The organism is Streptomyces sp. M41, assembly GCF_043673425.1.
GTDB lineage: Bacteria > Actinomycetota > Actinomycetes > Streptomycetales > Streptomycetaceae > Streptomyces.
Window position 1 is genome coordinate 16339 of record NZ_JBIMKE010000034.1, and the last position, 23464, is coordinate 39802.

The window sequence follows — 23464 nt, forward strand, 5'->3', positions numbered from 1 at the left end:
CCGCCGCCGCTCAGGACCGGGGCTCGGACAGGCACTCGAGCCGGGCCGCGGCACTGTCCAGGAGCATCTCCAGCGCCGTCGGATAGGCGCTGGTCACCATGCGGGTCGCCAGGAGTGGCGCCGCCTCGGCGATCCGGGGATGCGTGGCGCGGGGCAGCCGGGCGTACGTCGAGCGCCACATCTCCTCGTCCGCGCGCAGCGCGTCGCTCGGCAGGGCCAGGGACGCCGCGTCGAGCGCGGCGAAGGCCAGCGTCTGGTCGATGAAGGCGTGGTAGATGCGCACGGTGTCCGGCAGGGGGAAGCCGGCGGTGCGCAGGACGTCCAACACGGCCTCGTCGGCGGCGAGTTCATGGGGCCGGCCGGTCACCCGGTTCGTGGTCAGCAGGGCGGCCTGCGGATGGGCCACATACGCGGCATGGATGCGCAGCCCGACGGCGCGCAGGTCCTCCCGCCACTCCCCCGTCGCCTCCCAGCCGTCCAGCGCCTGGCCCAGTAGGGCGTCGCCGATGGCGAGGGTGAGATCGTCCATGCCGCGGAAGTACCGGTACAGCGTGCTCGGGTCGGCGTCGAGGGCCAGGCCGAGGCGGCGGGCGGTGAGGCCGGCGCTGCCGTGTTCGCGCAGCATGCGCAGCGCCGTCTCGACGATCAAACGCTCCGACAGCACCGTGCCGCTTTTCGTGGGACGGCGTCGGCGTCGCTTCTCCTCCGGAATGACCGGTTTCGGCACCATGGCCTTCCATCCTTCCATCCTTATGCCAACGCCATTGACCTTACGTGGACGGACCGCGTTGTATCTCCGGCGGGGCCCCATCACGTCGTGGACGTTCAAGCTCGTCGCAGACCTTCAAGCCCAGGGAGTCTTGTCATGCGTGTACTGCTCGTGGGAGCCGGCGGAGTCGGTACCGCCATCACCCGGATCGCCGCCCGGCGTCCCTTCTTCGAGTCGATGGTGGTCGCCGACTACGACCTCGGACGGGCCGAGGCGGCCGTGGCGGCGCTCGGCGGCGACGCCCGGTTCCGGGCCGAGCGCATCGACGCGAACGACCGGGCAGCGGTGGCCGCGCTGCTGGAGCGGCACAGCTGCGACGTACTGCTCAACGCGACCGACCCGCGCTTCGTGATGCCGCTGTTCCGGGCCGCGCGCACCGCCCGGGCCACCTATGTCGACATGGCGATGTCACTGTCCCGGCCGCACCCGGAACGCCCGTACGAGGAGTGCGGGGTGAAGCTGGGCGACTCCCAGTTCGAGGAGGCCGAGGACTGGGAGGAGGCAGGGGTGCTCGCTCTCGTCGGCATGGGCGTGGAGCCCGGCCTGTCGGACGTGTTCGCCCGGCACGCGGCCGACGAGCTCTTCGACGAGATCGAGGAGATCGGCGTGCGCGACGGCGCGAACCTCACCGTCGACGGCCATGACTTCGCGCCGTCCTTCAACATCTGGACGACGATCGAGGAGTGCCTCAACCCGCCGGTGGTCTACGAGGAGGGCCGCGGCTGGTTCACCACCGAGCCGTTCAGCGAGCCCGAGGTGTTCGACTTCCCCGAGGGCATCGGCCCGGTCGAGTGCGTGAACGTGGAGCACGAGGAGGTCCTCCTGGTGCCGCGCTGGGTCGGCGCACGCCGGGTGACCTTCAAGTACGGCCTGGGCGAGGAGTTCATCGCCACGCTGAAGACGCTGCACCTGCTGGGACTGGACCGCACCGAGCCGGTGACCGTGCCGAGCGCTGCCGGGCCGGTGCAGGTCTCTCCTCGGGACGTCGTCGCCGCCTGTCTGCCGGACCCGGCGACGCTGGGCGAACGGATGCACGGCAAGACCTGTGCGGGCACCTGGGTGCGGGGCGTCAAGGACGGCAAGCCGCGCGAGGTGTACCTGTACCACGTGGTCGACAACCAGTGGTCCATGAAGGAGTACGGCTCCCAGGCCGTGGTGTGGCAGACCGCCGTGAACCCGGTCGTCGCCCTCGAACTCCTCGCCGGCGGCGCCTGGTCCGGTGCGGGTGTGCTGGGACCTGAGGCGTTCCCGGCCCGGCCCTTCCTGGACCTGCTGACCGCGTACGGCTCCCCGTGGGGCATGCGCGAACAGTGACCGAATTCGCCGGGCCTCCACGGGGTTTCACTTGCGCATCGACAGGCGACTCGAAAACGAGTAATGCATCCACCGAGGGCACGTACGACGATCGCAGGTGACTTTGATGGACGACTGGCGAGACCACTCGGCCTGCCGCCATGAGGACCCCGACCTCTTCTATCCGATCGGCACCTCCGGCCCGGCCCTGCTCCAGACGGAGCAGGCCAAGGCGGTGTGCCGGCGCTGCCCCGTCCAGCAGGAGTGTCTGGACTTCGCGCTGGACTCGGGGCAGTCCATCGGGGTCTGGGGCGGGAAGAGCGAGACGGAACGGCGTGCGCTCAGGCGCCGCACGGCCGTCGGCCGCCGTGCCGGCTGACCCGCGTGCTCACGGGGCCGCTGGACACGAACGGAAGCGGACGACCGGCGTGCACCGGATCGCGGAAGTACGCTCGCGAACACGTCCCGCCCAGGAGAGGTCCGATCATGAGCGTACGGGTCCGCCGGATCCATGAACCGCCCGAGCCGGACGACGGCGTCCGGGTGCTCGTCGACCGGCTGTGGCCGCGCGGTGTGTCGAAGGACGCGGCGCACGTGGACGAGTGGCCCAAGGCGATCACCCCGTCGACCGAGCTGCGCCGCTGGTACCACGCGGGCGAGGGCTCGTACGAGGAGTTCGGCGAGCGGTACGAGGCGGAGCTCGCCGCCCCGGAGGCGGCCGAGCTCCTCGACCACGTGCGCGAACTGTCCCGCAAGGGCCCGGTGACACTGGTGACCGCGGTCAAGAACCCGGAGCGCAGCCACGCTTCCGTGCTCGCCCGTGTGCTCGGCGAGAGCTGGGCCCGGTAGTTCGGACCACCCCGGCGCCTCGGAGCCTAGGCGGTCTGCCGGGCGGCGGCCCGGCCCGCTGCCCGGCCCGAGAAGAGGCAGCCGCCCAGGAAGGTGCCCTCCAGGGCGTTGTAGCCATGGACGCCGCCGCCGCCGAAGCCCGCCACCTCGCCGGCCGCGTACAGGCCGTCGATCACAGTGCCGTCGGCCGTGAGTGCCCGGGAGTCGAGGTCGGTCTGGATGCCGCCGAGGGTCTTGCGGGTGAGGATGTGCAGCTTGACGCCGATCAGGGGGCCGGCCGCCGGATCGAGGATGCGGTGCGGGGTGGCGACGCGGCCGAGGCGGTCGCCTATGTAGCGGCGGGCGTTGCGGATGCCCTGGATCTGGGCGTCCTTGCTGTAGGGGTTGGCGATCTGGAGGTCGCGGGCCTCGATCTGGCGCCGGACGGCGTCCGCGTCGAGGAGCGGTTTGTCCGTCAACTGGTTCATCCTCGCGACCAGTTGCTCCAGGTCGGGAGCGGTCACGAAGTCCGCGCCGTTGCGGACGAACGCCGCCACCGGCCCCGGGGCGCCCTTGCCGAGCACGCGCTCCTTGAGGAAGCCGGCGCGGTCCTTGGCGGTGATGTCGGGGTTCTGCTCGGAGCCCGACAGCGCGAACTCCTTCTCGATGATCTTCTGGCTGAGGATGAACCAGGAGTGGTCGTGGCCGGCGAGGTCGGCGTCGGTGCGCAGATGCCTGAGGGTGCTCAGGGTGTCGTAGCCCGGCAGGCACGGGTCGGGGAGCCGGCGGCCGAGGGCGTCGAACCACATCGAGGACGGGCCGGGCAGGATGCGGATGCCGTGGCCGGGCCAGATGGGATCCCAGTTCCGCAAGCCCTCGGTGTAGTGCCACATACGGTCGCGGTTGACCAGGCGTACACCCGCCTCCGCGCTGATGTCGAGCATCCGCCCGTCGACGTACGCGGGCACGCCGGTGACCATCTCGGCGGGCGGGGTACCGAGCCGTTCGGGCCAGTAGCGGCGGACGATGTCGTGGTCGGCGCCGATGCCGCCGCTGGTGACGACGACGGCCTGGGCGGTCAGCTCGAACTCGCCCACGTGGTCGCGGTTGGAGGCGACACCGCGGGGCGAGTTGTCCTCGGCGAGGACCGTGCCGCGCACCCCGCGCGCCGCGCCCTCCTCGACGACCAGCTCGTCGACCCGGTGACGGTGGTGGAAGGTCAGCAGCCCGTCACGCGCGGCCTGCTGCGCGTACCGGACGAACGGTTCCACGACGCCCGTGCCGGTGCCCCAGGCGACGTGGAAGCGGGGCACGGAGTTGCCGTGGCCGTCGGCGCGCAGGTCGCCGCGCTCCGCCCAGCCCACCGTGGGCAGGAACTTGATGTCGTGCCCGTCCAGCCACCCTCGCTTCTCACCGGCCGCGAACTCGACGTACGCGCGCGCCCAGCGCACCGCCCAGGAGTCCTCGTCGTCCACCCGGTCGAACTGCGCGCTGCCCTGCCAGTCGTTCCAGGCCAGCTCGAAGGAGTCCTTGATGCCCAGGCGCCGCTGCTCCGGGGAGTCGACGAGGAACAGCCCTCCGAACGACCAGAAGGCCTGACCGCCGAGGTTGGCGGCGTTCTCCTGGTCGACGAGCGCGACCTTGCGGCCACGGCTGGTCAGTTCGTGCGCGGCGACGAGGCCCGCGAGTCCCGCTCCGACGACGATGACGTCGGCATCCATGGCGACCGTCCCTTCCTCATTCGATGGTGGCCTGCCTGCTTATGGCCTTTTCGGGGGCTTTCAGAGGGCGTCGGTGAGCAGTGCGGTGAGCAGTTGTTTCAGCCAGCCACGCGCCCGCTCGACGTCCTTGTCCAGCAGCAGTTGGGTGGTGACACCGTCGTACGCGGCGACCACGGCGTGGGCGGCGCCGTCGATGTCGCCGAGCACGGCGGGCAGTGCGGTGGAACCCCGGGCACGGGCGAGCCGGTCGGCGATCGCGCCGCGCAGCCGGGCCCGGTGCTCCAGCAGGGTCTGTGCAACGGCCGGCTCACGGGCCGCGTGGACCAGGAAGTCCGTCTTCACGAGCAGCCAGTCCCGGTCCAGGAGCAGCACCTCGGTCACCCGGTCCACGGCGGCGGGCACGTCCAGATCGGGCCCGTCCACGGCGAGGGCCCCGGAGACCTGCTCCGCGATCAGGTCGGCCCGCTCCCGGTAGAGGGCGAAGAACAGCTCGTCCAGGCTGTCGAAGTTGGAGTAGAAGGCGCCTCTGCTGTAACCGGCGGCCTCGCAGACCTCCTCGATGGAGACCCGGCCGAACCCCTTCGCAGCGAACACCGCGAACGCGGCGTCGAGCAGATTGGCACGTGTGCGGACCCGGCGTTTGGTGACGCGCTTGGCCGTTGTCTGCCCCGTCATGTCCAGCCCTCCGTTCGATACGGGAATGTATCCGATACAGCGATGTATCCATAGGGCCTGACCAAAGGTGAAGGAGAAGGAGAAGGAGAAACGGGGGGCGGAAAGTCAGGAGAAACGGGCACAGAAACGGGCGGCCAGAGATCCTCATAGGAACAGATTTTCGATTCGGAGTACGCTGTCCCCATGACCAGGCACCTCCAGGGCTCCCTGTTCGACCAGACCGACGAGCTGCGGCTCGGATCCCTCGCCGGGATCCGCCGGACCGGGCTCGACGACGGCGCCTGGATCGACGTCCTGCCCGGCTGGCTCAGCGGCGCCGACGCCCTGTTCGAGCAGCTGGCCGCCGAGGTCCCCTGGCGTGCCGAGCGACGCAAGATGTACGACAACGTGGTCGACGTGCCCCGGCTGCTCTCCTTCTACGGCACGGACGACGCGCTTCCGAACCCCGTACTGGACGAGGCACGCGACACGCTGTCCGCGCACTACGCCGAGGAACTGGGTGAGCCGTTCGTCACGGCCGGGCTCTGCTACTACCGTGACGGACGCGACAGTGTCGCCTGGCACGGGGACCGGATCGGCCGGGGAGCGCGCGAGGACACGATGGTCGCCATCCTCTCCGTGGGCGCACCGCGCGATCTGCTGCTGCGCCCCGCGCGGGGCGACGGCGCGACCCTGCGCCGGCCGCTGGGGCACGGCGACCTCATCGTGATGGGCGGCTCCTGCCAGCGGACCTGGGAGCACTCGATACCGAAGAGCACCCGTGCCACGGGACCGCGCATCAGCATCCAGTTCCGCCCGGCCGGTGTGCGCTGAGGCGAGGATGCGCCCCTGCGGCGAAGATGCGGCCCTGCGCACACGACCGGGCTCCTGATCTGCTTTGCTGTCCGCGTCGGGCAAGGACCTCATCACGCGGGGCGATCATGCGGACAGATGTGCAGCAAGTGGCCGACGGCACCTACCTGGTGTACGGCAGCGACACCAACTGGGTGATCCTGTCCGAAGGGGACGCGGTCACCTTGATCGACACCGGCTACCCCGGGGACCGGGCCCGGCTGCTCGCCTCGCTCCAGGAGGTGGGGAGCGCGCCGGAGGCGGTCACGGCCGTACTGATCACCCATGCGCACACGGACCACTTGGGCAACGCCGAGCATCTGCGCGCCACCTACGGCACACCCATATACCTCCACCCGGCCGAAGTACCGCACGCCCGCCGGGAGTTCCTGCACCAGGTGAGCATCGGCACGGTGCTGAGGAACGGCTGGCGGCCGGGCGTACTGCCCTGGGCGATCCACGCCCTGCGCTCCGGCGGCACCGCGCACGTCCCGGTCTCCTCCCCCGAACCGTTCCCCCCGGCCGTCCCGCTCGACCTGCCCGGCCGCCCCGTCCCGGTGCACACGCCCGGTCACACCGACGGGCACTGCTCCTACCACCTCCCGGAAGCCGGTGTGCTGATCGCGGGCGACGCCCTGGTGAGCGGGCACCCGACCTCGCGTCTGAAGGGCCCGCAGCTGCTGCCGGACATGTTCCACCGCGAGCGCGCCCGTGCCGTGGCCTCCCTCGCGGCGCTCGAAGTGCTCGACGCCGATGTGCTGTTGCCCGGGCACGGCCCCGTGCACCGGGGAGCGCTGGGCGAAGCTGCTCTTCAGGCCCGGGAGCGGGCACTTTAAGGTGAGGTGACGATCAGCGGCGAGGCGAGGACGAACGGCCCATGGCACTCCAGATCAGCGCGACGAATCCGGAGCATCCCGCACTCCTGCTGGAGTTGCCCTGGCAGATGCCCCTGGCGGAGTGGCCGCAGGAGGTCCTGGTCCCGCTGCCGCGTGGCATCTCACGGCACGTGGTGCGGTACGCCCGGGCCGGCAGCGAGGTGATCGCCGTCAAGGAGCTCGCCGAGCGCCCGGCTCTGCGCGAGTACGAGTTGCTGCGGGATCTGGACCGCATCGGCATTCCCGCGGTGGACCCGCTGGCCGTGGTCACCGGGCGCGCCGACACCGCCGGCGGGCCGCTGGAGTCGGTCCTGGTGACCCGGCACCTGGGCGGCTCGATGCCGTACCGGTCGATGTTCGAGACGACGATGCGCCCGGCGACCATGCACCGGCTGATGGACGCGCTGGCCGTGCTGCTGGTCCGGCTCCATCTCGCCGGGTTCGCCTGGGGCGACTGCTCGTTGTCCAACACGCTGTTCCGGCGGGACGCGGGCGCGTACGCGGCCTATCTGGTGGACGCCGAGACGGGCGATCTGCACGCCCGGCTCAGCACCGGTCAGCGCGACTACGACCTGGAGCTGGCCCGCGTCAACATCAGCGGCGAACTGCTGGACCTGGAGGCGTCCGGGGCGCTGCATCCGTCGGTCGACCCGATCGAGTTCGGCATGGAGATCTGCGCCCGCTACCAGGGCCTGTGGCAGGAACTGACCCGCACCTCGGTCTATCCGGCGGGCAAGTACCACTACATAGAACGCCGGATACGCCGTCTGAACGAGCTCGGCTTCGACGTGGCCGAGATGCAGATCGAGCACGCCACGAACGGTGACACGGTCACGTTCGTGCCCAAGGTCGTCGATGCCGGCCACCACCAGCGGCAGCTGCTGCGCCTGACGGGCCTGGACACCGAGGAGAACCAGGCCCGCCGGCTGCTCAACGACCTGGAGAGCTGGATGGCCACCCAGGACGACCACGCCCCGGGCGACCCCCTCGGCGCCCGCCCCGAGGTGCTCGCCCACCGCTGGGTGCGGGACGTCTTCCGGCCCACCGTGCGGGCCGTACCACGGGCGCTGCGCGGCTCCATGGACGCGGCCGAGATCTACCACGAGCTGCTCGAACACCGCTGGTATCTGTCCGAGCGGGCGCAGCACGACATCGCGCTGGACGCGGTGGTCGAGGACTACATCGAGACCGTCCTGCCCAAGGCCCGCGAGACGCTTCAGCCCACGGCCGACTCGCTCGGCACGGCGGCCGACTGACCCGCGGGGTGCCCTCAGTCGTGCGGGACGACGGCCACCGGGCAGTCCGCGTGGTGCAGGACGCCGTGTGCCACCGACCCGATGCGGGCGCCCACGGCGGTACGGCGGGCGCGGCGCCCCACGACCATCAGCTGGGCCCGCCCCGCCACCGACAGCAGCACCTGCCCGGCGCTGCCCATCTCGACGTGCTCGACGACATGGACGTCCGGGTACCGCTCCCGCCACGGCCGCAGCGCCTCCGCCAGCGCCTTCTTCTCGTACGGCTCCAGGCCGCCGGCCTCGTCGAGCAGCTTGAGGGAGCCCGGGCTGTAGGCGAACAGCGGGGGCAAGGTCCAGGCCCGTACGGCGCGCACGTGCGCGCCGCGCGCCGCGGCCGTCTCGAACGCGAACCGCAGTGCCGCGGCACTGTCCTGCTCGTCGCCCTGCTGACCCACGACGATCTCGCGCCCGGCGGCCTCGGCGGACGGCTGGTCACCAGCGCGTACGAGGACGACGGGCCGGGCGGCCTCGACGATCACCTGCTGACCGACGGAGCCCAGCAGGAACCCGACGACCACGCCATGTCCGCGTGAGCCCAGCACCAGCATCTCGGCGTCCGCCGCGGCGGCGGCCAGCGTCTCGACGGCACCGCCCTCGAGCACGTCGGTGGTCACCCGCAGGCCGGGGTGCCGCTCGGCGACGGACCGGGCCGTCTGCTCCAGCCCCTGCTGCACCCACTGGGCCTGGGAGTCCGCGTCGGCGTCGATGGCCTCGTGCGGCTGGAACCGCCAGGCGTGCACCACTCGCAGGGCGAGCCCCCGGCGGACCGCCTCCCGGGCGGCCCAGCCCAGCGCGGCGAGGCTCTCCTCGGATCCGTCCACCGCTGCCGTGATCGGGCGCGTCATTCCGGCTGCCTCCTTATGTCGTGGTCACGTCGATCGGGTCCAGTCTTCACTACCCTGCCCCCATGGCTTTGGAGTGGGAACAGGTCAATGTCGACGCGGCCGACGCCGTGGCCCTGGGGCGCTGGTGGGCCGAGGCGCTGGGCTGGGTCGTGCTGAACGACTCGGCCGAGGAGTACGAGATCCGTCCCCGGGAGGACCGCCTGCCAGGGCTGATCTTCACGCCGGTCCCGGAGGGCAAGACCATCAAGAACCGGCTCCATCTCGACTTCCGTCCGGACGAGCAGGACGCCGAGGTCGCCCGGCTGCTCGCGCTCGGCGCCCGGCACGCGGACGTCGGGCAGGGCGATCAGCCGTGGGTGGTGCTCGTCGATCCGGAGGGCAACGAGTTCTGTGTGCTCGGCCCGCGCAGGAGCTGAGATCCGGGCCGGCCTGTCCGAGAACCGCCCTCGCGCGCGAGGAGTCCGCGGCCCGCATACCCGAGCGAAGGGGGCGGATCGAACATACGATGGGGCCGAGTCGGCGCGGCGGCTGCCCCGTCCGGTCGTTTCCCGCCGTGCCGCGACCGAGACCCTCGGGGTGGGAGACCTATGGCACAGGCCGCCGACGCAGCGCGGACCGTCATCCTGACCGTGGACGACGACCCGGGGGTGTCCCGGGCGGTCGCTCGTGATCTGCGGCGGCGCTACGGCGAGTCGCACCGGATCGTGCGCGCGGAGTCGGGGGCGTCCGCGTTGGAGGCGCTGCGTGAACTGAAACTCCGCGGCGACCTGGTCGCCGTGATCCTGGCCGACTACCGGATGCCGCAGATGAACGGCATCGAGTTCCTCGAACAGGCCCTGGACGTGTACCCGGGCGCCCGCCGGGTGCTGCTGACCGCGTACGCGGACACGAGCGCGGCGATCGACGCGATCAACGTCGTCGACCTCGACCACTATCTGCTCAAGCCCTGGGACCCGCCCGAGGAGAAGCTGTACCCGGTCCTGGACGAACTGCTGGAGGCGTGGCGGCGCAGCGACTACCGGCCGGTGCCCAGCACCAAGGTGGTCGGGCACCGCTGGTCGGCGCGCTCCTCGCAGGTGCGGGAGTTCCTGGCCCGCAACCAGCTGCCGTACCGCTGGTACTCGGCCGACGAGCCGGAGGGGCAGCGGTTGCTGGCCGCGGCCGGCCAGGACGGGCACGACCTGCCGCTGGTGATCACGGCAGAGGGCACGCCCCTCGTGGCGCCCGAGGTGCCCGAGCTGGCCGCGCAGGTGGGGCTGGCCACGACACCGACGGCCGACTTCTACGACCTGGTCGTCATCGGCGGCGGCCCGGCCGGGCTGGGCGCGGCCGTGTACGGGGCGTCGGAGGGTCTGCGGACCGTGCTGGTGGAGCGCTCGGCGACCGGTGGGCAGGCCGGTCAGAGCTCCCGGATCGAGAACTACCTCGGTTTCCCCGACGGTGTGTCGGGCGCGCAGCTCACCGAACGGGCCCGGCGGCAGGCGGCGAGGTTCGGCGCCGAGATCCTCACCGCGCGCGAGGTGACCGGGCTGGAGGTCTGCGGTGCCGCCCGGGTCGTACGGTTCTCGGACGGTTCGGCGGTCGCCGCGCACAGCGTGATCCTGGCGACCGGGGTGTCCTATCGGCAGCTGGCGGCGCCGGGGTGCGACGAGCTGACGGGGTGCGGGGTGTTCTACGGCTCGGCCCTGACCGAGGCGCCCGCCTGCCAGGGGCAGGACGTGTACATCGTCGGCGGCGCCAACTCGGCGGGGCAGGCGGCCATGTATCTGTCGCGGGGCGCCAAGTCGGTGACCCTGCTGGTGCGGGGCCCCGATCTGTCCGCGTCCATGTCGCACTATCTGATCCAGCAGATCGGCGAGGCCCCGAACATCTCGGTACGCACCCGCACGGTCGTCGAGTCGGCGCACGGCTCCGGCCATCTGGAGCAGCTGACGCTGCGGGACGTGGACAGCGAGCGGACCGAACTCGTGGACGCCCAGTGGCTGTTCGTGTTCATCGGCGCGGCGCCCCTGACCGACTGGCTGGGCGGGACGGTGCTGCGCGACGAGCGCGGGTTCATCCTGGCCGGGCCGGACCTCACCGCGGACGGGCGTCCACCCGCCGACTGGGAGCTGGACCGGCCGCCGTACCACCTGGAGACCAATGTTCCCGGCGTGTTCGTGGCGGGCGACGCCCGCGCCGAGTCCGCCAAGCGGGTCGCGTCCGCCGTAGGAGAGGGAGCCATGGCCGTGATGCTCGTCCACCGCTATCTGGAGCAGTCATGAGCGGACAGTCGATGCCCTGCAACCCCGGGGAGATCGGGGCGCTGTTCCTGTTCGAGAAGCTCAGCCCGGCGCAGCTCGGCAGGCTGTGCGGCGAGGGCCGGGTGGAGCTGTTCCAGCCCGGCCCGGTGTACACCGAGGGTGAGCCGGCGACCTGCTTCTATGTGATGATCGAGGGCACCGTCGTGCTGTCCCGGCGGGTCGGCGGCGACGACGTGGAGGTCAACCGCACCTCCCAGCGCGGGGTGTACTCCGGGGCCTGGCAGGCCTATCTCGGCGACCGGGTGCCGCAGGTGTACAACAGCTCGATGCGGGTGACGGAGCCGACGCGGTTCTTCGTGCTGCCGGCCGAGACGTTCGCGGAGGTGATCCGCGAGTGGTTCCCGATGGCCCTGCATCTGCTGGAGGGTCTCTTCTTCGGGCAGAAGAGCACCCAGGTCGCCGTCAACCAGCGCGAACGGCTGCTGGCGCTCGGCTCGCTCTCCGCCGGTCTCACGCACGAACTCAACAACCCCGCGGCGGCGGCCGTACGGGCGACCTCGACGCTGCGGGAGCGCGTGGGCAAGATGCGGCACAAGCTGGCCGTCATCGCGCAGGGCTCGTACTCCCCGGAGACCATCGCCAACCTGATCGAGATCCAGGAACGCACGGCCGAACGGGTCGCGAAGGCACCGTCGTTGAGCCCGCTAGAGGCGTCGGACCGGGAGGACGCCGTCACGGACTGGCTCGACGACCACGGCATCCCGCAGGGCTGGCGCATCGCGCCCACCTTCGTGCAGGCCGGTCTCGACGCGGACTGGCTGGACGAGGTGGCGGCCGCGGTGGCCGAGGAGATCCTGCCGAGCGCGATCGGATGGCTCAACTACACCGTCGAGACCGAGCTGTTGATGGACGAGATCAACGACTCCACGACCCGCATCTCCCATCTCGTCGACGCCGCCAAGCAGTACTCCCAGCTCGACCGGGCGCCCTTCCAGAACGCCGACGTCCACGAACTCCTCGACAGCACCTTGCTGATGCTGTCGGGCAAGATCGGCCCGCAGATCAAAGTGGTCAAGGAGTACGACCGCACGCTGCCGAGGATTCCGGCGTACCCGGCGGAGCTCAACCAGGTGTGGACCAACCTCGTCGACAACGCGGTCTCCGCCATCAAGAGCGCGGGCGGGGAAGGCACGTTGACCGTACGGACGGCACCGGACCACGACCGGCTGCTGGTGGAGTTCCGGGACACGGGGATCGGTATTCCGGCGGAGGACCGGGGGCGGATCTTCGATCCCTTCTTCACGACGAAACCCGTGGGCGAGGGCACCGGGCTCGGCCTCGACATCTCCTGGCGGATCGTCGTCAACAAGCATCACGGCAGCATCCAGGTGGAGTCGGAGCCGGGTGACACCCGGTTCCAGGTGCTGCTGCCGCTCAGATCGGCCGAGGAGGATCCCGCATGACCGGAGACAACGGAATCGACCCGGGCGTGCCGCCGAGCGGGAGCGGCTGCGTGGAGTGCGACGCGGCGGGTGGCTGGTGGTTCCATCTGCGGCGGTGTGCCCAGTGCGGGCACGTGGGCTGCTGTGACAGTTCACCGGCGAAGCACGCGACAGCGCACTTCCGGGAGACCGGGCATCCCTTCGTGCAGAGCTTCGAGCCAGGTGAGAGCTGGTACTGGGACTACGCGACGAACGAGCTGTACGAGTCGGGTCCTGAACTCGCCCCGCCCGTGAGCCATCCCACGGAGCAGCCGGCGCCGGGACCGCGGGGGCGGGTGCCCGCCGACTGGGCGAAGACACTGCGCGGCTGAGAGCCTGCGCGGCTGAGCGTTTGCACGGCTGAGCGTTTGCGTGCGCGTTCCCCGTCAGGCCGTGGTGTCAGGCCGTGGTCAGATCCCGGATCAGCTCGGTCATGCGCGGGGACGGCGAAACCCTCAGTTCGCGTTGCAGAAGCCTGCGGTATTCGAGGTAGTGCTTGACGGCGCAGGCGACGTTTCCCTCGGCCGCGTGGACCTCGATGGCGATGCGGTGGGCGGTCTCGCGGTAGGGGTCGACGGCGGTGGCGGTGAAGGCGGCCTGATGTGCCGCCAGATACCTGCCCAGGGCCAGGAAGTGCTGTGCCAGGCCCTCGAGCGCGTACAGACGCATCTGGTCCCATCGTTCGCGTTCGAGTATCAGCCACTCGTCGTCCCAGCCGGGGAGCAGTGGCCGGCCGAGCTCCTCGACGAGCCTGACCAGGTCACCCGGCTTGGCCTGCGGCCCGTCGTCGCGCTCCAACAACTGCCGGGCCGACCGGCAGACCTCCCCGTGGTCCACGGAGATGCCCGGGGAGAGCGCGAGCCGTTGCGCATCACTGACGACGACGGTCTTCGGGCTGATCTTCCGGCTCTGGCACAAGGCCGATCTGAGGTTGGCCGCCGCCCGCAGCGGGGTGCACTCAGGCCAAAGCTGCTCGGCGGCGGCGCGCCGGTGAATCCCTTCGCCGCGCACGGCGAGCAGGGCCAGCAGACGTTGAGCCCCCGCCGGGACTGCGACCGTACGGCCGCCCCGGATTAATTCAAATGGTCCCAGGATTTCGAGATGGACTGCGTTCATCACAGCTAACACTGTGCGCGACGCGTTTTTCTGCTGCAACCGCTGTAACCCCGTCGGACCAGGCATGCCTGGCACGTCAGATACTTCAAGAATCATCAAAACGGCACCGCGGAAACAATTACGCGACACATCGAAAACGCTTCTTGAACGCTCCCGGAACGCATCAGAGATGCATTATCGATAAACAATTCACATTCCGTCGAATATCTACGGAACATCTCTGTGGGAAACCGGAGTCGTAGCCGAAAAGGACCGCCAGGTCCGGACGGGAGGAACGGATGGACGTCCGCTCGGTACTGCGCACGGTTCCCGGGGAGGCCGGGCTTGTGGGCACTCCGGCAGTCCGCGTCGCGGTGCTCGACGGACCCGTCGACTTCGCGCATCCGTGTTTCGCGGGAGCGGATCTGACCCGTCTGGCCACGCTTGTGCCGGACGGCGCCGGTTCCGGCCCGATGTCGTTGCACGGCACCCATGTGGCCAGTCTTCTGTTCGGGCAGCCCGGATCCGCGGTGACCGGTCTTGTGCCGCGGTGCCGCGGTTTCATCCTCCCGGTCTTCCGGGAGTCCCCGGATGGAGGTGTGGCCCGAGTCCCGCAGCTCGACCTCGCCCGGGCCGTCGAACAGGCCGTGGCGGCGGGGGCCCATGTCATCAACATCAGCGGCGGCGAGCGCAGTGCGGACGGCAAGGCCGAAGCCATGCTGGAGCGGGCCCTGCGCCTGTGCGCGGACAACGGGGTGCTGGTGGTCGCGGCGGTCGGCAACGACGGTTGCGACTGTCTCCAGGCTCCGGCCGCCACGCCGTCCGTGCTCGCCGTGGGCGCCACCGACGCCGCCGGCACGCCGCTGGACATCAACAACTGGGGGCCCGCCTACCGGACGAACGGAGTCCTCGCTCCCGGCCGGGAGATCGAGGGTGCGGTGCCGGGCGGTGGCCTCGCGGCGCTGACCGGCAGCAGTTTCGCCACCCCGGCGGTGACCGGCGTCGCGGCGCTGCTCGTCGCCCAGCAGATCGCCGAAGGCCGTGAGCCGGACCCGCTCGCCGCCGGCCGGGCCATCCTCGCCGCCGCGAGCCGTCCGCCGTGCGCACCCGACGACGCACCCGAGTGCCGTCGCCTCCTCGGCGGCCGACTCGCCGCCGCGCAGGCCTTCGACCTGATCAGGGCGGGGGACCCGCTCGTGCCCCAGGGAGTGCGGAGTGACTCCGTGAGCATCACCGGCGGCATCGCGACGCCCCGGAGAACGCACGCCGAACCGAAAGGAACAGCCATCGTCATGGACACGAACGCCGTACACGCGCACGCCGGGGAGGCGGCCGAAGGTCTGTCCGCCGCCGCTGCCCCGCCTCCCCCCGCCCCCGCGGCCCAGCCCGCCGCCGCGACCGGAGCGCCGCCTCCCCCGCAGCCTCAGGCGCCGGCGCTTCCGCCGGTTCCGCCGGCGCCCCCTGCCGTCGGCCAGCTGCCGCCCGCCCCGCAGTCCCCGCCTCCGCCGCCGCCCTCCTGGTCCGGCGCGGTGCTTCAGGCACCCCAACAGCTCGCGCCGTCGGGTTACGAGCAGCCCTTCCCCCAGGCGGGAGTACAGGCCGCAGCCCAGCCGGCACCACCGCCCACGCCGCAGCCGTACGCCCCCTCCACACCCCCGGTCGCGCAGCAGCCCCACCCGGCCCCGGCCCAGGCCGTCCCGGTGGAGCAAGGTGTGCGCCCTTCGTGCCCGGACTGCGGCGGCACCTGCGGCGGGCGGCCGAGCGGCGGTACGTCGGCGAACATGGGGGCGGTCGCGAGCGGCGAGGGACACCAGCTCATCTTCGCGATCGGCACCATCGGCTTCGACTACCGGACCGAGGCCCGCCGGGACAGTTTCCGGCAGCAGATGCCGCTTGAATTCAGGCCGGCCACCGCCGAGCACCCGGAGCAAGAGGTCCAGCCGAACGTCTACGACCCCAAGCAGCTCCATGCCTACCTGGCGAAGAACCCGTGGGCGTGCGACAAGCTCACCTGGACGCTGAACATGGACGCCACGCCCATCTACGCCCTGGAGGCGGAGGCGCCCGTGGGGATGGACTGGACGCAGCCGATCATCGAGGACCCCGCGGCGGCGCCCGACCAGGTGAAGCGCGATGCGGAGGATGCCGTGTCCGGGAGCGACAAGAGCGCCAGACTGGCGGCCATCATCGACACCCTCTCCTATCCCCCGGTCTCCACCGTCTACCGGACCTTCCGGGACGCGATCGTGGCGCAGATCAGGGAACGCGGGAACGACAGCTATGTCTCGCGGGTGTCGATACCGGGCGTCCTGACGGACCGTACGGTGCGCCTGTTCTCCGGACAGGTCGTCCCCGTGGTCGAGGTCAAGAGCCGCGGACTGTACGCCTGGGAGGAACGCCTCTTCGTCAAGGCCGTGGTGGAGGCGGTCCGTAAGAACTTCGAGGCCCGCAGCATCGATATCGAACCGAGTCGACTCGCGGACATGCAGAAGACGGTCCTCACCATCCTGGACAAGATCTACTGGCAGTTCCGCAACCTCGGGCAGAGCTCCGCGGACCGCGCGCTGAACTACGCGGGCACCAACGCCTTCTCGATCGCCGAGGGAATGGCCACCGGCATGCTGGCGGCCGAGCAGCTCCCGGGCGCCACCGACGACGAACACCATCTCTACTCCCTGGACACCATCCGGGTCTCCAAGAGTCCGTTCTGCCGGCCGGGCTCCGACTGCCAGGACGTCATCCTCACCTTCTTCGACCCGGAGAACGACCGCAGGGCGAAGTTCTCCCAGCTGTACACCTTCGACGTCAGCGACGAGCTCCCGGTGAGCCTCGCGCCGACCCACACCTTCATCGGCGACTTCTGAGCCGCCGTACCGCACACCAGGTACCAGGGAGACCTCATGCACGAGACACCGCGTCACCCGGGACTCACCGTTCCCGTACAGGCCCCGCCGGTCCATCGCGACCAGCGGGAGGCATCGGCCGCCCGGGCCGCCGACCGGGGCGTGGAAGCAGCCAAGTCCGTCTGCGGAGACCTGGTCGGCACGGCGCGTCAGATGTGCCGGGCCATGCAGAACGGCTAGAGCCGACAGAAGTCCGGCGGCGACCGCTCGCCGGCCCACCCCAACAGGTGAGAGGAGCAAACCATGCAGGACACACTGTTCACCCGCGAGGAGAGGCCCACGCGGCCCCCGGCACTGCGGACGCCGTTCCAGACGCCCGCGATCAACCGGGATCCCACCGTCGCCCGGGGTGCCGACGGCCGTGACACGGACGGCGTCGAGGCCGACTTCGGCTTCGGCGACATCCTGAAGACAGCGGCGAACTTCCTGCTCTGAACTCGAGAAAACCCCTGGCACGTCGGCGAGCGGGGCCGTGCGCGCCCCGCCCGCCGGCATCCGGACCGAAGGGACAATGACATGACAAGGACGAAGAGGTGGGATGAGGGCTCGCCCTCACCGGCCATCGCGATCCGGACCCCTCACCAGACACCCGCGATCAACCGGACGCCCGCGGCAACCTGCGGCCGGCGCGGCGACGTCGACGGTGTCGAGCCCGACCTGAGCTGGTCCGACATCCCGTGGCACGACATCGGCAAGGCCGCGCGGGGTGCCCTGGACGCCGTGCTGTAGGCCCCCTGGGCCTTCCGGCAGCAACACACTGAGAGGACAGCGCCATGAACGACGAGTTCACGCCGCGGCTCCCCGGCCCCGGGCCGGTCACCGCGCTCCGGACGCCTTACCAGACGCCCGCTGTCGACCGCACCCCGGCCGGCTTCCAAGGGCAGCGGGACGACACCGACGGCGTCGAGCCCAACCTGCCCATCCTGCCCCTGCTCGGCCTGGCAGGCTCCGCAATCGGCTCCCTGTTCGGCTGAGTTCCGTCTCCCGGCGGCGCGGCCCTCATGGCCCGCTGCCGGTGGGGCCGCTGAAAGGACATCAGGATGAACAAGGAACCCGACAGGAAGAAGAAGCCGGCCGCGCGACGCAGCCAGGCAGCCAGGAGCGGGTCCGGCGGTCGGCGAGGCAGTGCCCTGGAACGTGCGGAGAGCGGTGCCGCGGGTCCCCCGGGCATACGGCTCGATCTCCCCATCCAGGGGCCGACAATCGAGCGCCGATGGGACCTCTACGAGCCCTATATGCAGGTGACGGGCACATACGAGCCGGTCGACAATCCCGGAGCGGAAGGGCAGTTCCTGGAGGAGCCGCCGCCGAAGTCCATGTTCGGCCACGTCGTCGCGGACCCCGCCCCCTCCCCCGGCCGTGACGCACGCGGCTGGAGCTGTCCGCCCGCCGGTCCCTGTGTGTGGACCGGGATCGTCTAGGCGGCAACCATCCGAGCGGCAGGCATGGCGGCCGAGCCTGCGGTGCCGTGCCTGCCGCTCCCTGTCCGGAGCCCATGGAGGTGGGAGACATGCCCATGGTGGACACACGAGACGTCGAGAGGTCGTACGAGGAACAGGGCCGGCAGGTCGCCGACGCGGCGCGGCGCTACCGGGAGTCGGCGCCGGCGCGCGAACGGGCCGAGGCGCGGACGGCGGAGGGTGTGGCCTTCCCCGACACTCCGCAGGCGCTGGCCGAGCGGGCCGAGCGGATCCTCAGCAGGAGCGGAGTGCCCGCCTCGGCCGTCGTCGAACAGATACACGCCGAGCCGCTGGATCTCCCGCAGGCCCACGAGCGGATCATCGGCCTGTCCAACGACCTTCAGGCGGCGAACTTCCTGCAGCGCGGCGCCCGCGCGGCCCGCACGGTCGCCCGGATCACACTGCGGCGCGGAGGCAGGGAGCTCCCGATGGGGACCGGCTTCCTGGTGTCGCCTCGCTTGCTGATGACCAATCACCATGTACTGCCGGACGCGGAGTTCGCCGGGAGCTGCTTCGCGGAGTTCGAGGCGCAGGTCGGCGTCGACAACGTGCCCGAGGACGTCGTCCGGGTGGAGTTCGCCCCGGATGCGCTGTTCCTGGCCCATGAGCCGTTGGACTACGCCCTGGTGGCGCTCGCCCCGGTGGACGGCGACGAGCCACCCGGTGGGGTGTTCGGCTGGAACCGGCTCAGTGCCCGCACCGGGAAGCTGGTCCAGGGGGAACTGGTCAACATCGTCGGTCACCCCAACGGCCGACTCAAGGAGGTCGCGCTGCGCGACAACAGGCTGCTCACACGGCTGGACGACTTCCTGCACTACCAGACGGACACCGAACCGGGCAACTCCGGCTCCCCGGTCTTCAACGACCAGTGGGAGGTGGTGGCCCTGCACCACATGGGTGTGCCGGAGACGGACCCGAACGGGCGGCCCCTGCGCAGGGACGGCGCGGTGTGGGAGCCGAGGGATGGCGACGGCGCCCTGTCCTGGGTCGCCAACGAGGGCGTACGCATCAGTTCCGTCCTGCGCCATGTGGCCTCCGTGCGGCCGACGCCCGCACAGCGCGCGCTGCTGGGGGAGATGGGGCCCGAGTCCGGCCTCGGCACCATCGCCCCCCATGAATCGACAGCGGCCGCGCCGAACGGGGCGGCCGGCACCATGGCTGCTCCTGTCCGTGCACGGCAGCCGGTCGGCGCGGCCCTGGCCGAACGCGTGGCTGCGACCGGTCTGCCCGCCCGCAGCGGGGCCTTCGGCGGCCACCGACACCTGGCGTACCTGCACGGCAGGAGCCAGCAGGGGAAGAACCCCGAGGCGCTCCGCCGCGAATGGGCCGCCGGCCTCAACCAGGGCCTGACCCGTGCGGGCCTGCCGACGGTCGATCCGGCCGACGCCTGGTTCCCGTACTACGGCGACCGCCTGGCCGAGCTGATGGGCGCGAAGGAGTCCCTCGGAGGGGTCCCGCAGGCCCAGGGCTACTCGGACGGGGCCCCCGGTGTGCCGGGACCGGACTCGCAGGCCCACATGGACTTGCTCCTCGAAGCCGCGGCCAGGACGGGCATGCCGGAGGGCGCGGCCGGGGGCGAGGACGCCCTGGCGGCCGAGGAGGGCCTCGACGCCGCCGTCCGCAGATTCCGGCGGGCCCTCGGCTGGGTGGCGGCCCGGTCGGATCTCGACCGATGGACCATCGACGCGGTCTTCCGCGATGTCGCGAAGTATCTGAGCGAGCCGGACATCCGGGACGAGGTGCTCGAAGCGGTGTCCGCGACCATGCCCCAGGCCGGCGAACTCGTCTTCGTGACGCACAGCCTGGGCACCGTCGTCGGCATGGATCTGATCGAACGGCTGCCCCCGGGGATCGACCAGGTCGTGCTCGTCACCCTGGGCAGTCCACTGGGGCTGGACGCCGTCAATGGGAGGCTTCTGGTCCGGGGACCGCACCGGCCGGAGAGAGTCCGGGCGTGGTGGAACGCCTGGTCCCCGGCGGACGCGGTCGCCATCGGCTGCCCCCTGCCCGGGCGGCACTGGGGCGATCTCGAACAGCCGGAGGTCGCCAACGGCACTGACAGGGCGCACGACATCGCCGAATACCTGGCCCACGCGAGCGTGGCGGGCCCGATCGGGCGAGCCCTGGCCCGTTGATCGACGGTGGCAGGATGGACCTGTGCTGCAGAATCCATTCGCCACGCCGATCATCGGGCGGGACGCCGAGCTCGCCCGTCTCTCCGACGTGCTGGAACGCGCCCGTGGCGGGGACGCCCGGGCCGTGCTGGTCGCCGGGGACGCCGGGGTCGGGAAGACCCGGGTGCTGGACGAGGTCGCGGGGCGGGCGGCTCGGGACGGGATGATCGTGCTGACCGGGCACTGTGTCGATCTCGGTGATGTCGGGCTGCCGTATCTGCCGTTCACCGAGGTGCTCGGGGCGCTCGCCGGGGACGAGCGTTTCGCGGCCGTGCTCGGGGCTCATCCCGTGGTGGAGGGGCTGCTGGGGGGCGGCACGGACGCCGTACGGGATCGGCTGCGGCTGTTCGAGGGGTTCGCGGCGTTGCTGGCCGATCTGGCCGAAACCGCGGCCGTGTTGCTGCTGCTGGAGGATCTGCACTGGGCCGACCAGTCGTCCAGGGATCTGCTGCGGTTCCTGCTGAGCCGGGGCGTCCTCCAGCGGTCCGGGGGTGGCGCGGCCCGGCAGCGGACGGCTGTGTTCGCCTCGTACCGGGCCGACGATCTGCACCGGCGGCATCCGTTGCGGCCACTGCTCGCCGAGCTGGTGCGGCTGCCCGCGGTCGAGCGGCTGGAGCTGCGGCCCATGGCCGACGCCGAGGTGGCCGAGCTGGTGCGGGCCGTGCAGGACCGGCCGCTCACGGACACCACCGTCCGGCGCATCGTCGAACGGGCCGAGGGCAACGCCTTCTACGCCGAGGAGCTGGTCGCGGCCACGGACTCGGAGGCGGGCGGGGTGCCCAGCGGGCTGGCCGATGCGCTCCTCATCCGGTTCGAGCAGCTGTCGGACACCGCACAGCAGGTGCTGCGCACGGCGGCCGTGGCGGGGCGGCGGGTCGGACACGATCTGCTGCTGGCCGCCGTGGGCATCCCGGAGGAGGAGCTGGAGTCGGCGTTGCGCGAGGCCGTCGGACGGCAGCTGCTCGTGCCCCGGGACGGCGACACCTACGCGTTCCGGCACGCGCTCGCCCGCGAGGCGGTGTACGCCGACCTGTTGCCGGGTGAACGGGCCCGGCTGCACGGCACGTTCGCGCGGCTGCTCGCCGGTCGGAGCCGTGCGGCCGAGACCGCGGCCGAGCGCGCCCATCACTACCGCGAGAGCCACGACCTGGCGGAGGCGCTGGCCGCCTCGCTGGAGGCCGCCGCGCACGCACACCAGGTCGGCGCGCCCGCGGAGGAACTGCGGCATCTGGAGACGGCCTTGGACCTGTGGGCGTCGGTGGAGCCTTCGGCACGCCCCTCCGGTGAGGGCCATGACCGGGTGACGCTCACGCTGCGCGCGTCCTCGGCGGCGGCGCACGCCGGCCAGGCGCACCGCGCGGTCGCCCTCACCCGCTCCGCGCTCGCGGGCGTCGGCCAGGAGACGGACACCGAGCTCGCCGCACGGGTCCGATACACGCTGGCCGGCAATCTGCTCAGCGTCGACAACCTCACGGCGGCCTTCACCCACAGCAGCGAGGCACTCGCCCTCATCCCGGCCGAGCCCCCGTCCCGGACATGGGTGTGGGCGGCGGCCACCCATGTCATGGCGGCCCGCCAGGTCGGGGAGAGCGAGACGGCGCTGCGGGTGGCCCGCGAGGCGCTGCGCGTCGCCGAGGAGCTCCGGGTGACCGACGCCCGGGCGGACCTGCTCATCTCACTCGCCGCGCTCGAGGGCGGCGGCCGTCGTACGCCCGAGGGCCGTGAACGACTGAGTGAGGCACGGGAGTTGGCGCGTCACTCGGGCAACGCGCCGGTGGAGATGCGGGCGCTGTTCAATCTCGCCGTCGGCTCCTTCGAGTCCGGTGATCTCCAGGAGTCGCTGCCTGGCTGGCGGAGGGGCTGGACCGGGCCCGCCGGGCCGGGCTGCTGTCGTCGCCGTATCCGTTGGAGATGCGGTATCTGCGGTTGCTGGTGCTGTACACGCTGGGCCGCTGGGACGAGTGCGTGAGCCTCGCCCGGGCCGATGCCGAGGTGCTGCCCGCGGCGGCCGGATTCACGGCCGGCCCTGCGCTGTATGTCGCTCTCGCGCGCGGTGACTTCGCGGCCGTCGAGGAGGCCCGCGCCCTGCTCGAGGGCCACTTCGACTGGATGGGCACGCTGATCGCGGGCATCACGCTCACCGACGCCGCGGCTCTGCGCGGTGACCCCGAGGGGGCGGTGGAGCGGCTGCGGTCCACGGTCGCGGCCCTCACCGACGACGCGGGAACGCTGCCCGACGTCACGGTCCGGCTCGCCGCCCTCGCGCTGTCCGCGGTCGCCGACCGGGCCGCCGGACTGCGGCCGGCCGGCGACGAGGCGGGGCTGCGCCGCTGGACGGACACCGCGACGGAGTTGGTGGAGCTGGCTCGCACCACGGCTGCCCGCGGCAAGCACGGCATGCCGCAGGGTCCGGAAGGCATGGCGTGGCTGGTCCGTGCGGAAGCGGAGTGGACGCGCGCGGTGTCCGGCCCGCACGCGGGGGCGTGGGCGAAGGCGGTGGCCGCGTTCGACTACGGCGACGAGTACGAGCGGGCGCGGTGCCGGCTCCGGCACGCCGAGGCGCTGTTGGCGGCGGACGACCGTGACACGGCGTCCGCCGAGGCCGCCGCGGCTCGCGCGACGGCCGTCCGACTCGGCGCGACGCCGCTCCTGGACCGGGTGGACGCGCTGATCCGCCGTGGCCGTCTCAAGGACCCCACCGCCGCCCGTACATCGGCCACCGCCGGGGGCGCCGCCCCGCTCACCGCCCGTGAGCAGGACGTGCTGCGCCTGCTCGCCCTCGGCCGCAGCAACCGGCAGATCGGCGAGGCCCTGTACATCACCGGCAAGACGGCGAGCGTCCATGTCTCCAACATCCTGGCGAAGCTGGGTGCCGCGAGCCGTACGGAGGCGGTGGCGGTCGCCTACCGGGAGGGCCTGGTCGCGCGGGAGGAGACGGTGGGCCGGCTGCCCGCCGGGCACGACAGCGGCGATTGA

22 protein-coding genes and 1 pseudogene are annotated in these 23464 nt (G+C 71.5%); 18 read left to right on the forward strand and 5 right to left on the reverse strand.

Translation table 11 applies throughout. The annotated features are described in order from the left end of the window. Positions 1-10: 10 nt before the first annotated feature. Entirely contained in the window at positions 11-727 is a 717-nt protein-coding gene (locus ACHBTE_RS30490; protein ID WP_394728087.1) for a TetR/AcrR family transcriptional regulator, read from the reverse strand. A gap of 138 nt (positions 728-865) precedes the next feature. Between ACHBTE_RS30490 and ACHBTE_RS30495 the strand changes: the two genes are divergently transcribed. From ACHBTE_RS30495 to ACHBTE_RS30505, 3 genes are all read left to right on the forward strand, one after another. Continuing rightward, on the forward strand, positions 866-2083 hold the full coding sequence (locus tag ACHBTE_RS30495) for a saccharopine dehydrogenase family protein (protein ID WP_394727963.1): 1218 nt from the start codon (positions 866-868) through the stop codon (positions 2081-2083). 106 nt (positions 2084-2189) lie between these two features. Beyond that, on the forward strand, positions 2190-2441 hold the full coding sequence (locus ACHBTE_RS30500; RefSeq protein WP_394727965.1) for a WhiB family transcriptional regulator: 252 nt from the start codon (positions 2190-2192) through the stop codon (positions 2439-2441). A 107-nt stretch (positions 2442-2548) separates the two neighbouring features. Beyond that, positions 2549-2911, forward strand: coding sequence for a DUF488 domain-containing protein (locus tag ACHBTE_RS30505; protein WP_394727967.1), 363 nt, complete (start codon positions 2549-2551; stop codon positions 2909-2911). A gap of 26 nt (positions 2912-2937) precedes the next feature. Here the strand turns inward: ACHBTE_RS30505 and ACHBTE_RS30510 are convergent, their stop codons facing one another. Then, positions 2938-4611 carry an FAD-binding dehydrogenase gene (locus ACHBTE_RS30510; protein ID WP_394727969.1) on the reverse strand — a complete coding sequence of 558 codons (1674 nt, stop codon included), beginning with the start codon at positions 4609-4611 and terminating at the stop codon, positions 2938-2940. A 60-nt stretch (positions 4612-4671) separates the two neighbouring features. Further along, positions 4672-5286 (reverse strand): TetR/AcrR family transcriptional regulator, encoded by a 615-nt coding sequence (locus ACHBTE_RS30515; protein WP_394727974.1) that lies wholly within the window; start codon positions 5284-5286, stop codon positions 4672-4674. Between the two features lie 183 nt (positions 5287-5469). Between ACHBTE_RS30515 and ACHBTE_RS30520 the strand changes: the two genes are divergently transcribed. The 3 genes from ACHBTE_RS30520 (at position 5470) to ACHBTE_RS30530 (ending at position 8248) form a co-directional block, all read left to right on the forward strand. Further along, positions 5470-6099: an alpha-ketoglutarate-dependent dioxygenase AlkB gene (locus ACHBTE_RS30520; RefSeq protein WP_394727976.1), complete on the forward strand. Its 630-nt coding sequence runs from the start codon at positions 5470-5472 to the stop codon at positions 6097-6099. A 107-nt stretch (positions 6100-6206) separates the two neighbouring features. After that, on the forward strand, positions 6207-6953 hold the full coding sequence (locus tag ACHBTE_RS30525; protein WP_394727978.1) for an MBL fold metallo-hydrolase: 747 nt from the start codon (positions 6207-6209) through the stop codon (positions 6951-6953). Positions 6954-6994: 41 nt separating this feature from the next. Beyond that, positions 6995-8248 carry a DUF4032 domain-containing protein gene (locus ACHBTE_RS30530; RefSeq protein WP_394727980.1) on the forward strand — a complete coding sequence of 418 codons (1254 nt, stop codon included), beginning with the start codon at positions 6995-6997 and terminating at the stop codon, positions 8246-8248. Positions 8249-8262: 14 nt separating this feature from the next. Here the strand turns inward: ACHBTE_RS30530 and ACHBTE_RS30535 are convergent, their stop codons facing one another. Further along, positions 8263-9132 carry a universal stress protein gene (locus ACHBTE_RS30535; protein ID WP_394727982.1) on the reverse strand — a complete coding sequence of 290 codons (870 nt, stop codon included), beginning with the start codon at positions 9130-9132 and terminating at the stop codon, positions 8263-8265. 62 nt (positions 9133-9194) lie between these two features. Here ACHBTE_RS30535 and ACHBTE_RS30540 point away from each other — a divergent pair, with 62 nt between their 5' ends. The 4 genes from ACHBTE_RS30540 (at position 9195) to ACHBTE_RS30555 (ending at position 13188) form a co-directional block, all read left to right on the forward strand. Next, a complete protein-coding gene (locus ACHBTE_RS30540) occupies positions 9195-9548 on the forward strand; it encodes a VOC family protein (protein ID WP_394727984.1) in 354 nt (117 codons plus the stop codon). Between the two features lie 171 nt (positions 9549-9719). Continuing rightward, on the forward strand, positions 9720-11396 hold the full coding sequence (locus tag ACHBTE_RS30545) for an FAD-dependent oxidoreductase (RefSeq protein ID WP_394727986.1): 1677 nt from the start codon (positions 9720-9722) through the stop codon (positions 11394-11396). Further along, positions 11393-12838, forward strand: a complete 1446-nt coding sequence (locus ACHBTE_RS30550) for an ATP-binding protein (RefSeq protein WP_394727988.1) — start codon at positions 11393-11395, stop codon at positions 12836-12838. Before ACHBTE_RS30545 ends, ACHBTE_RS30550 begins: the two co-directional genes overlap by 4 nt. After that, positions 12835-13188: a UBP-type zinc finger domain-containing protein gene (locus tag ACHBTE_RS30555; RefSeq protein WP_394727990.1), complete on the forward strand. Its 354-nt coding sequence runs from the start codon at positions 12835-12837 to the stop codon at positions 13186-13188. The genes ACHBTE_RS30550 and ACHBTE_RS30555 overlap by 4 nt, the downstream gene beginning before the upstream one ends. Before the next feature lie 67 nt (positions 13189-13255). On the opposite strand, the gene ACHBTE_RS30560 is transcribed toward ACHBTE_RS30555, so the two are convergent. Then, positions 13256-13972, reverse strand: a complete 717-nt coding sequence (locus ACHBTE_RS30560) for a BTAD domain-containing putative transcriptional regulator (protein ID WP_394727992.1) — start codon at positions 13970-13972, stop codon at positions 13256-13258. A gap of 278 nt (positions 13973-14250) precedes the next feature. Here ACHBTE_RS30560 and ACHBTE_RS30565 point away from each other — a divergent pair, with 278 nt between their 5' ends. The 8 genes and pseudogenes from ACHBTE_RS30565 to ACHBTE_RS30600 all read left to right on the forward strand — a co-directional run bounded on the left by ACHBTE_RS30565 (position 14251) and on the right by ACHBTE_RS30600 (position 23464). After that, complete coding sequence (locus tag ACHBTE_RS30565) at positions 14251-16815, forward strand: S8 family serine peptidase (protein WP_394727994.1); 2565 nt, start codon at positions 14251-14253, stop codon at positions 16813-16815. Between the two features lie 36 nt (positions 16816-16851). Further along, positions 16852-17034 (forward strand): hypothetical protein, encoded by a 183-nt coding sequence (locus tag ACHBTE_RS30570; RefSeq protein ID WP_394727996.1) that lies wholly within the window; start codon positions 16852-16854, stop codon positions 17032-17034. 63 nt (positions 17035-17097) lie between these two features. Further along, positions 17098-17289 carry a hypothetical protein gene (locus tag ACHBTE_RS30575; RefSeq protein ID WP_394727998.1) on the forward strand — a complete coding sequence of 64 codons (192 nt, stop codon included), beginning with the start codon at positions 17098-17100 and terminating at the stop codon, positions 17287-17289. 81 nt (positions 17290-17370) lie between these two features. After that, complete coding sequence (locus ACHBTE_RS30580; protein ID WP_394728000.1) at positions 17371-17583, forward strand: hypothetical protein; 213 nt, start codon at positions 17371-17373, stop codon at positions 17581-17583. A 44-nt stretch (positions 17584-17627) separates the two neighbouring features. After that, on the forward strand, positions 17628-17828 hold the full coding sequence (locus ACHBTE_RS30585) for a hypothetical protein (protein ID WP_394728002.1): 201 nt from the start codon (positions 17628-17630) through the stop codon (positions 17826-17828). Between the two features lie 66 nt (positions 17829-17894). Next, positions 17895-18275, forward strand: coding sequence for a hypothetical protein (locus tag ACHBTE_RS30590; RefSeq protein WP_394728004.1), 381 nt, complete (start codon positions 17895-17897; stop codon positions 18273-18275). Positions 18276-18370: 95 nt separating this feature from the next. Then, the gene (locus ACHBTE_RS30595; protein ID WP_394728006.1) at positions 18371-20449 is read left to right on the forward strand and encodes a trypsin-like peptidase domain-containing protein; all 2079 of its coding nucleotides are present in this window, start codon (positions 18371-18373) and stop codon (positions 20447-20449) included. A gap of 22 nt (positions 20450-20471) precedes the next feature. Beyond that, a pseudogene (locus ACHBTE_RS30600) lies at positions 20472-23464 on the forward strand (ATP-binding protein).

What these genes read in the sequence shown, in the direction of transcription:
- ACHBTE_RS30495 (WP_394727963.1), top strand. Translation starts at nt 866, where the DNA reads ATGCGTGTACTGCTCGTGGGAGCCGGCGGAGTCGGTACCGCCATCACC.
- ACHBTE_RS30500 (WP_394727965.1), top strand. Translation starts at nt 2,190, where the DNA reads ATGGACGACTGGCGAGACCACTCGGCCTGCCGCCATGAGGACCCCGAC.
- ACHBTE_RS30505 (WP_394727967.1), top strand. Translation starts at nt 2,549, where the DNA reads ATGAGCGTACGGGTCCGCCGGATCCATGAACCGCCCGAGCCGGACGAC.
- ACHBTE_RS30510 (WP_394727969.1), bottom strand. Translation starts at nt 4,611, where the DNA reads ATGGATGCCGACGTCATCGTCGTCGGAGCGGGACTCGCGGGCCTCGTC.
- ACHBTE_RS30515 (WP_394727974.1), bottom strand. Translation starts at nt 5,286, where the DNA reads ATGACGGGGCAGACAACGGCCAAGCGCGTCACCAAACGCCGGGTCCGC.
- ACHBTE_RS30520 (WP_394727976.1), top strand. Translation starts at nt 5,470, where the DNA reads ATGACCAGGCACCTCCAGGGCTCCCTGTTCGACCAGACCGACGAGCTG.
- ACHBTE_RS30525 (WP_394727978.1), top strand. Translation starts at nt 6,207, where the DNA reads ATGCGGACAGATGTGCAGCAAGTGGCCGACGGCACCTACCTGGTGTAC.
- ACHBTE_RS30530 (WP_394727980.1), top strand. Translation starts at nt 6,995, where the DNA reads ATGGCACTCCAGATCAGCGCGACGAATCCGGAGCATCCCGCACTCCTG.
- ACHBTE_RS30535 (WP_394727982.1), bottom strand. Translation starts at nt 9,132, where the DNA reads ATGACGCGCCCGATCACGGCAGCGGTGGACGGATCCGAGGAGAGCCTC.
- ACHBTE_RS30540 (WP_394727984.1), top strand. Translation starts at nt 9,195, where the DNA reads ATGGCTTTGGAGTGGGAACAGGTCAATGTCGACGCGGCCGACGCCGTG.
- ACHBTE_RS30545 (WP_394727986.1), top strand. Translation starts at nt 9,720, where the DNA reads ATGGCACAGGCCGCCGACGCAGCGCGGACCGTCATCCTGACCGTGGAC.
- ACHBTE_RS30550 (WP_394727988.1), top strand. Translation starts at nt 11,393, where the DNA reads ATGAGCGGACAGTCGATGCCCTGCAACCCCGGGGAGATCGGGGCGCTG.
- ACHBTE_RS30555 (WP_394727990.1), top strand. Translation starts at nt 12,835, where the DNA reads ATGACCGGAGACAACGGAATCGACCCGGGCGTGCCGCCGAGCGGGAGC.
- ACHBTE_RS30560 (WP_394727992.1), bottom strand. Translation starts at nt 13,972, where the DNA reads ATGAACGCAGTCCATCTCGAAATCCTGGGACCATTTGAATTAATCCGG.
- ACHBTE_RS30565 (WP_394727994.1), top strand. Translation starts at nt 14,251, where the DNA reads ATGGACGTCCGCTCGGTACTGCGCACGGTTCCCGGGGAGGCCGGGCTT.
- ACHBTE_RS30570 (WP_394727996.1), top strand. Translation starts at nt 16,852, where the DNA reads ATGCACGAGACACCGCGTCACCCGGGACTCACCGTTCCCGTACAGGCC.
- ACHBTE_RS30575 (WP_394727998.1), top strand. Translation starts at nt 17,098, where the DNA reads ATGCAGGACACACTGTTCACCCGCGAGGAGAGGCCCACGCGGCCCCCG.
- ACHBTE_RS30580 (WP_394728000.1), top strand. Translation starts at nt 17,371, where the DNA reads ATGACAAGGACGAAGAGGTGGGATGAGGGCTCGCCCTCACCGGCCATC.
- ACHBTE_RS30585 (WP_394728002.1), top strand. Translation starts at nt 17,628, where the DNA reads ATGAACGACGAGTTCACGCCGCGGCTCCCCGGCCCCGGGCCGGTCACC.
- ACHBTE_RS30590 (WP_394728004.1), top strand. Translation starts at nt 17,895, where the DNA reads ATGAACAAGGAACCCGACAGGAAGAAGAAGCCGGCCGCGCGACGCAGC.
- ACHBTE_RS30595 (WP_394728006.1), top strand. Translation starts at nt 18,371, where the DNA reads ATGGTGGACACACGAGACGTCGAGAGGTCGTACGAGGAACAGGGCCGG.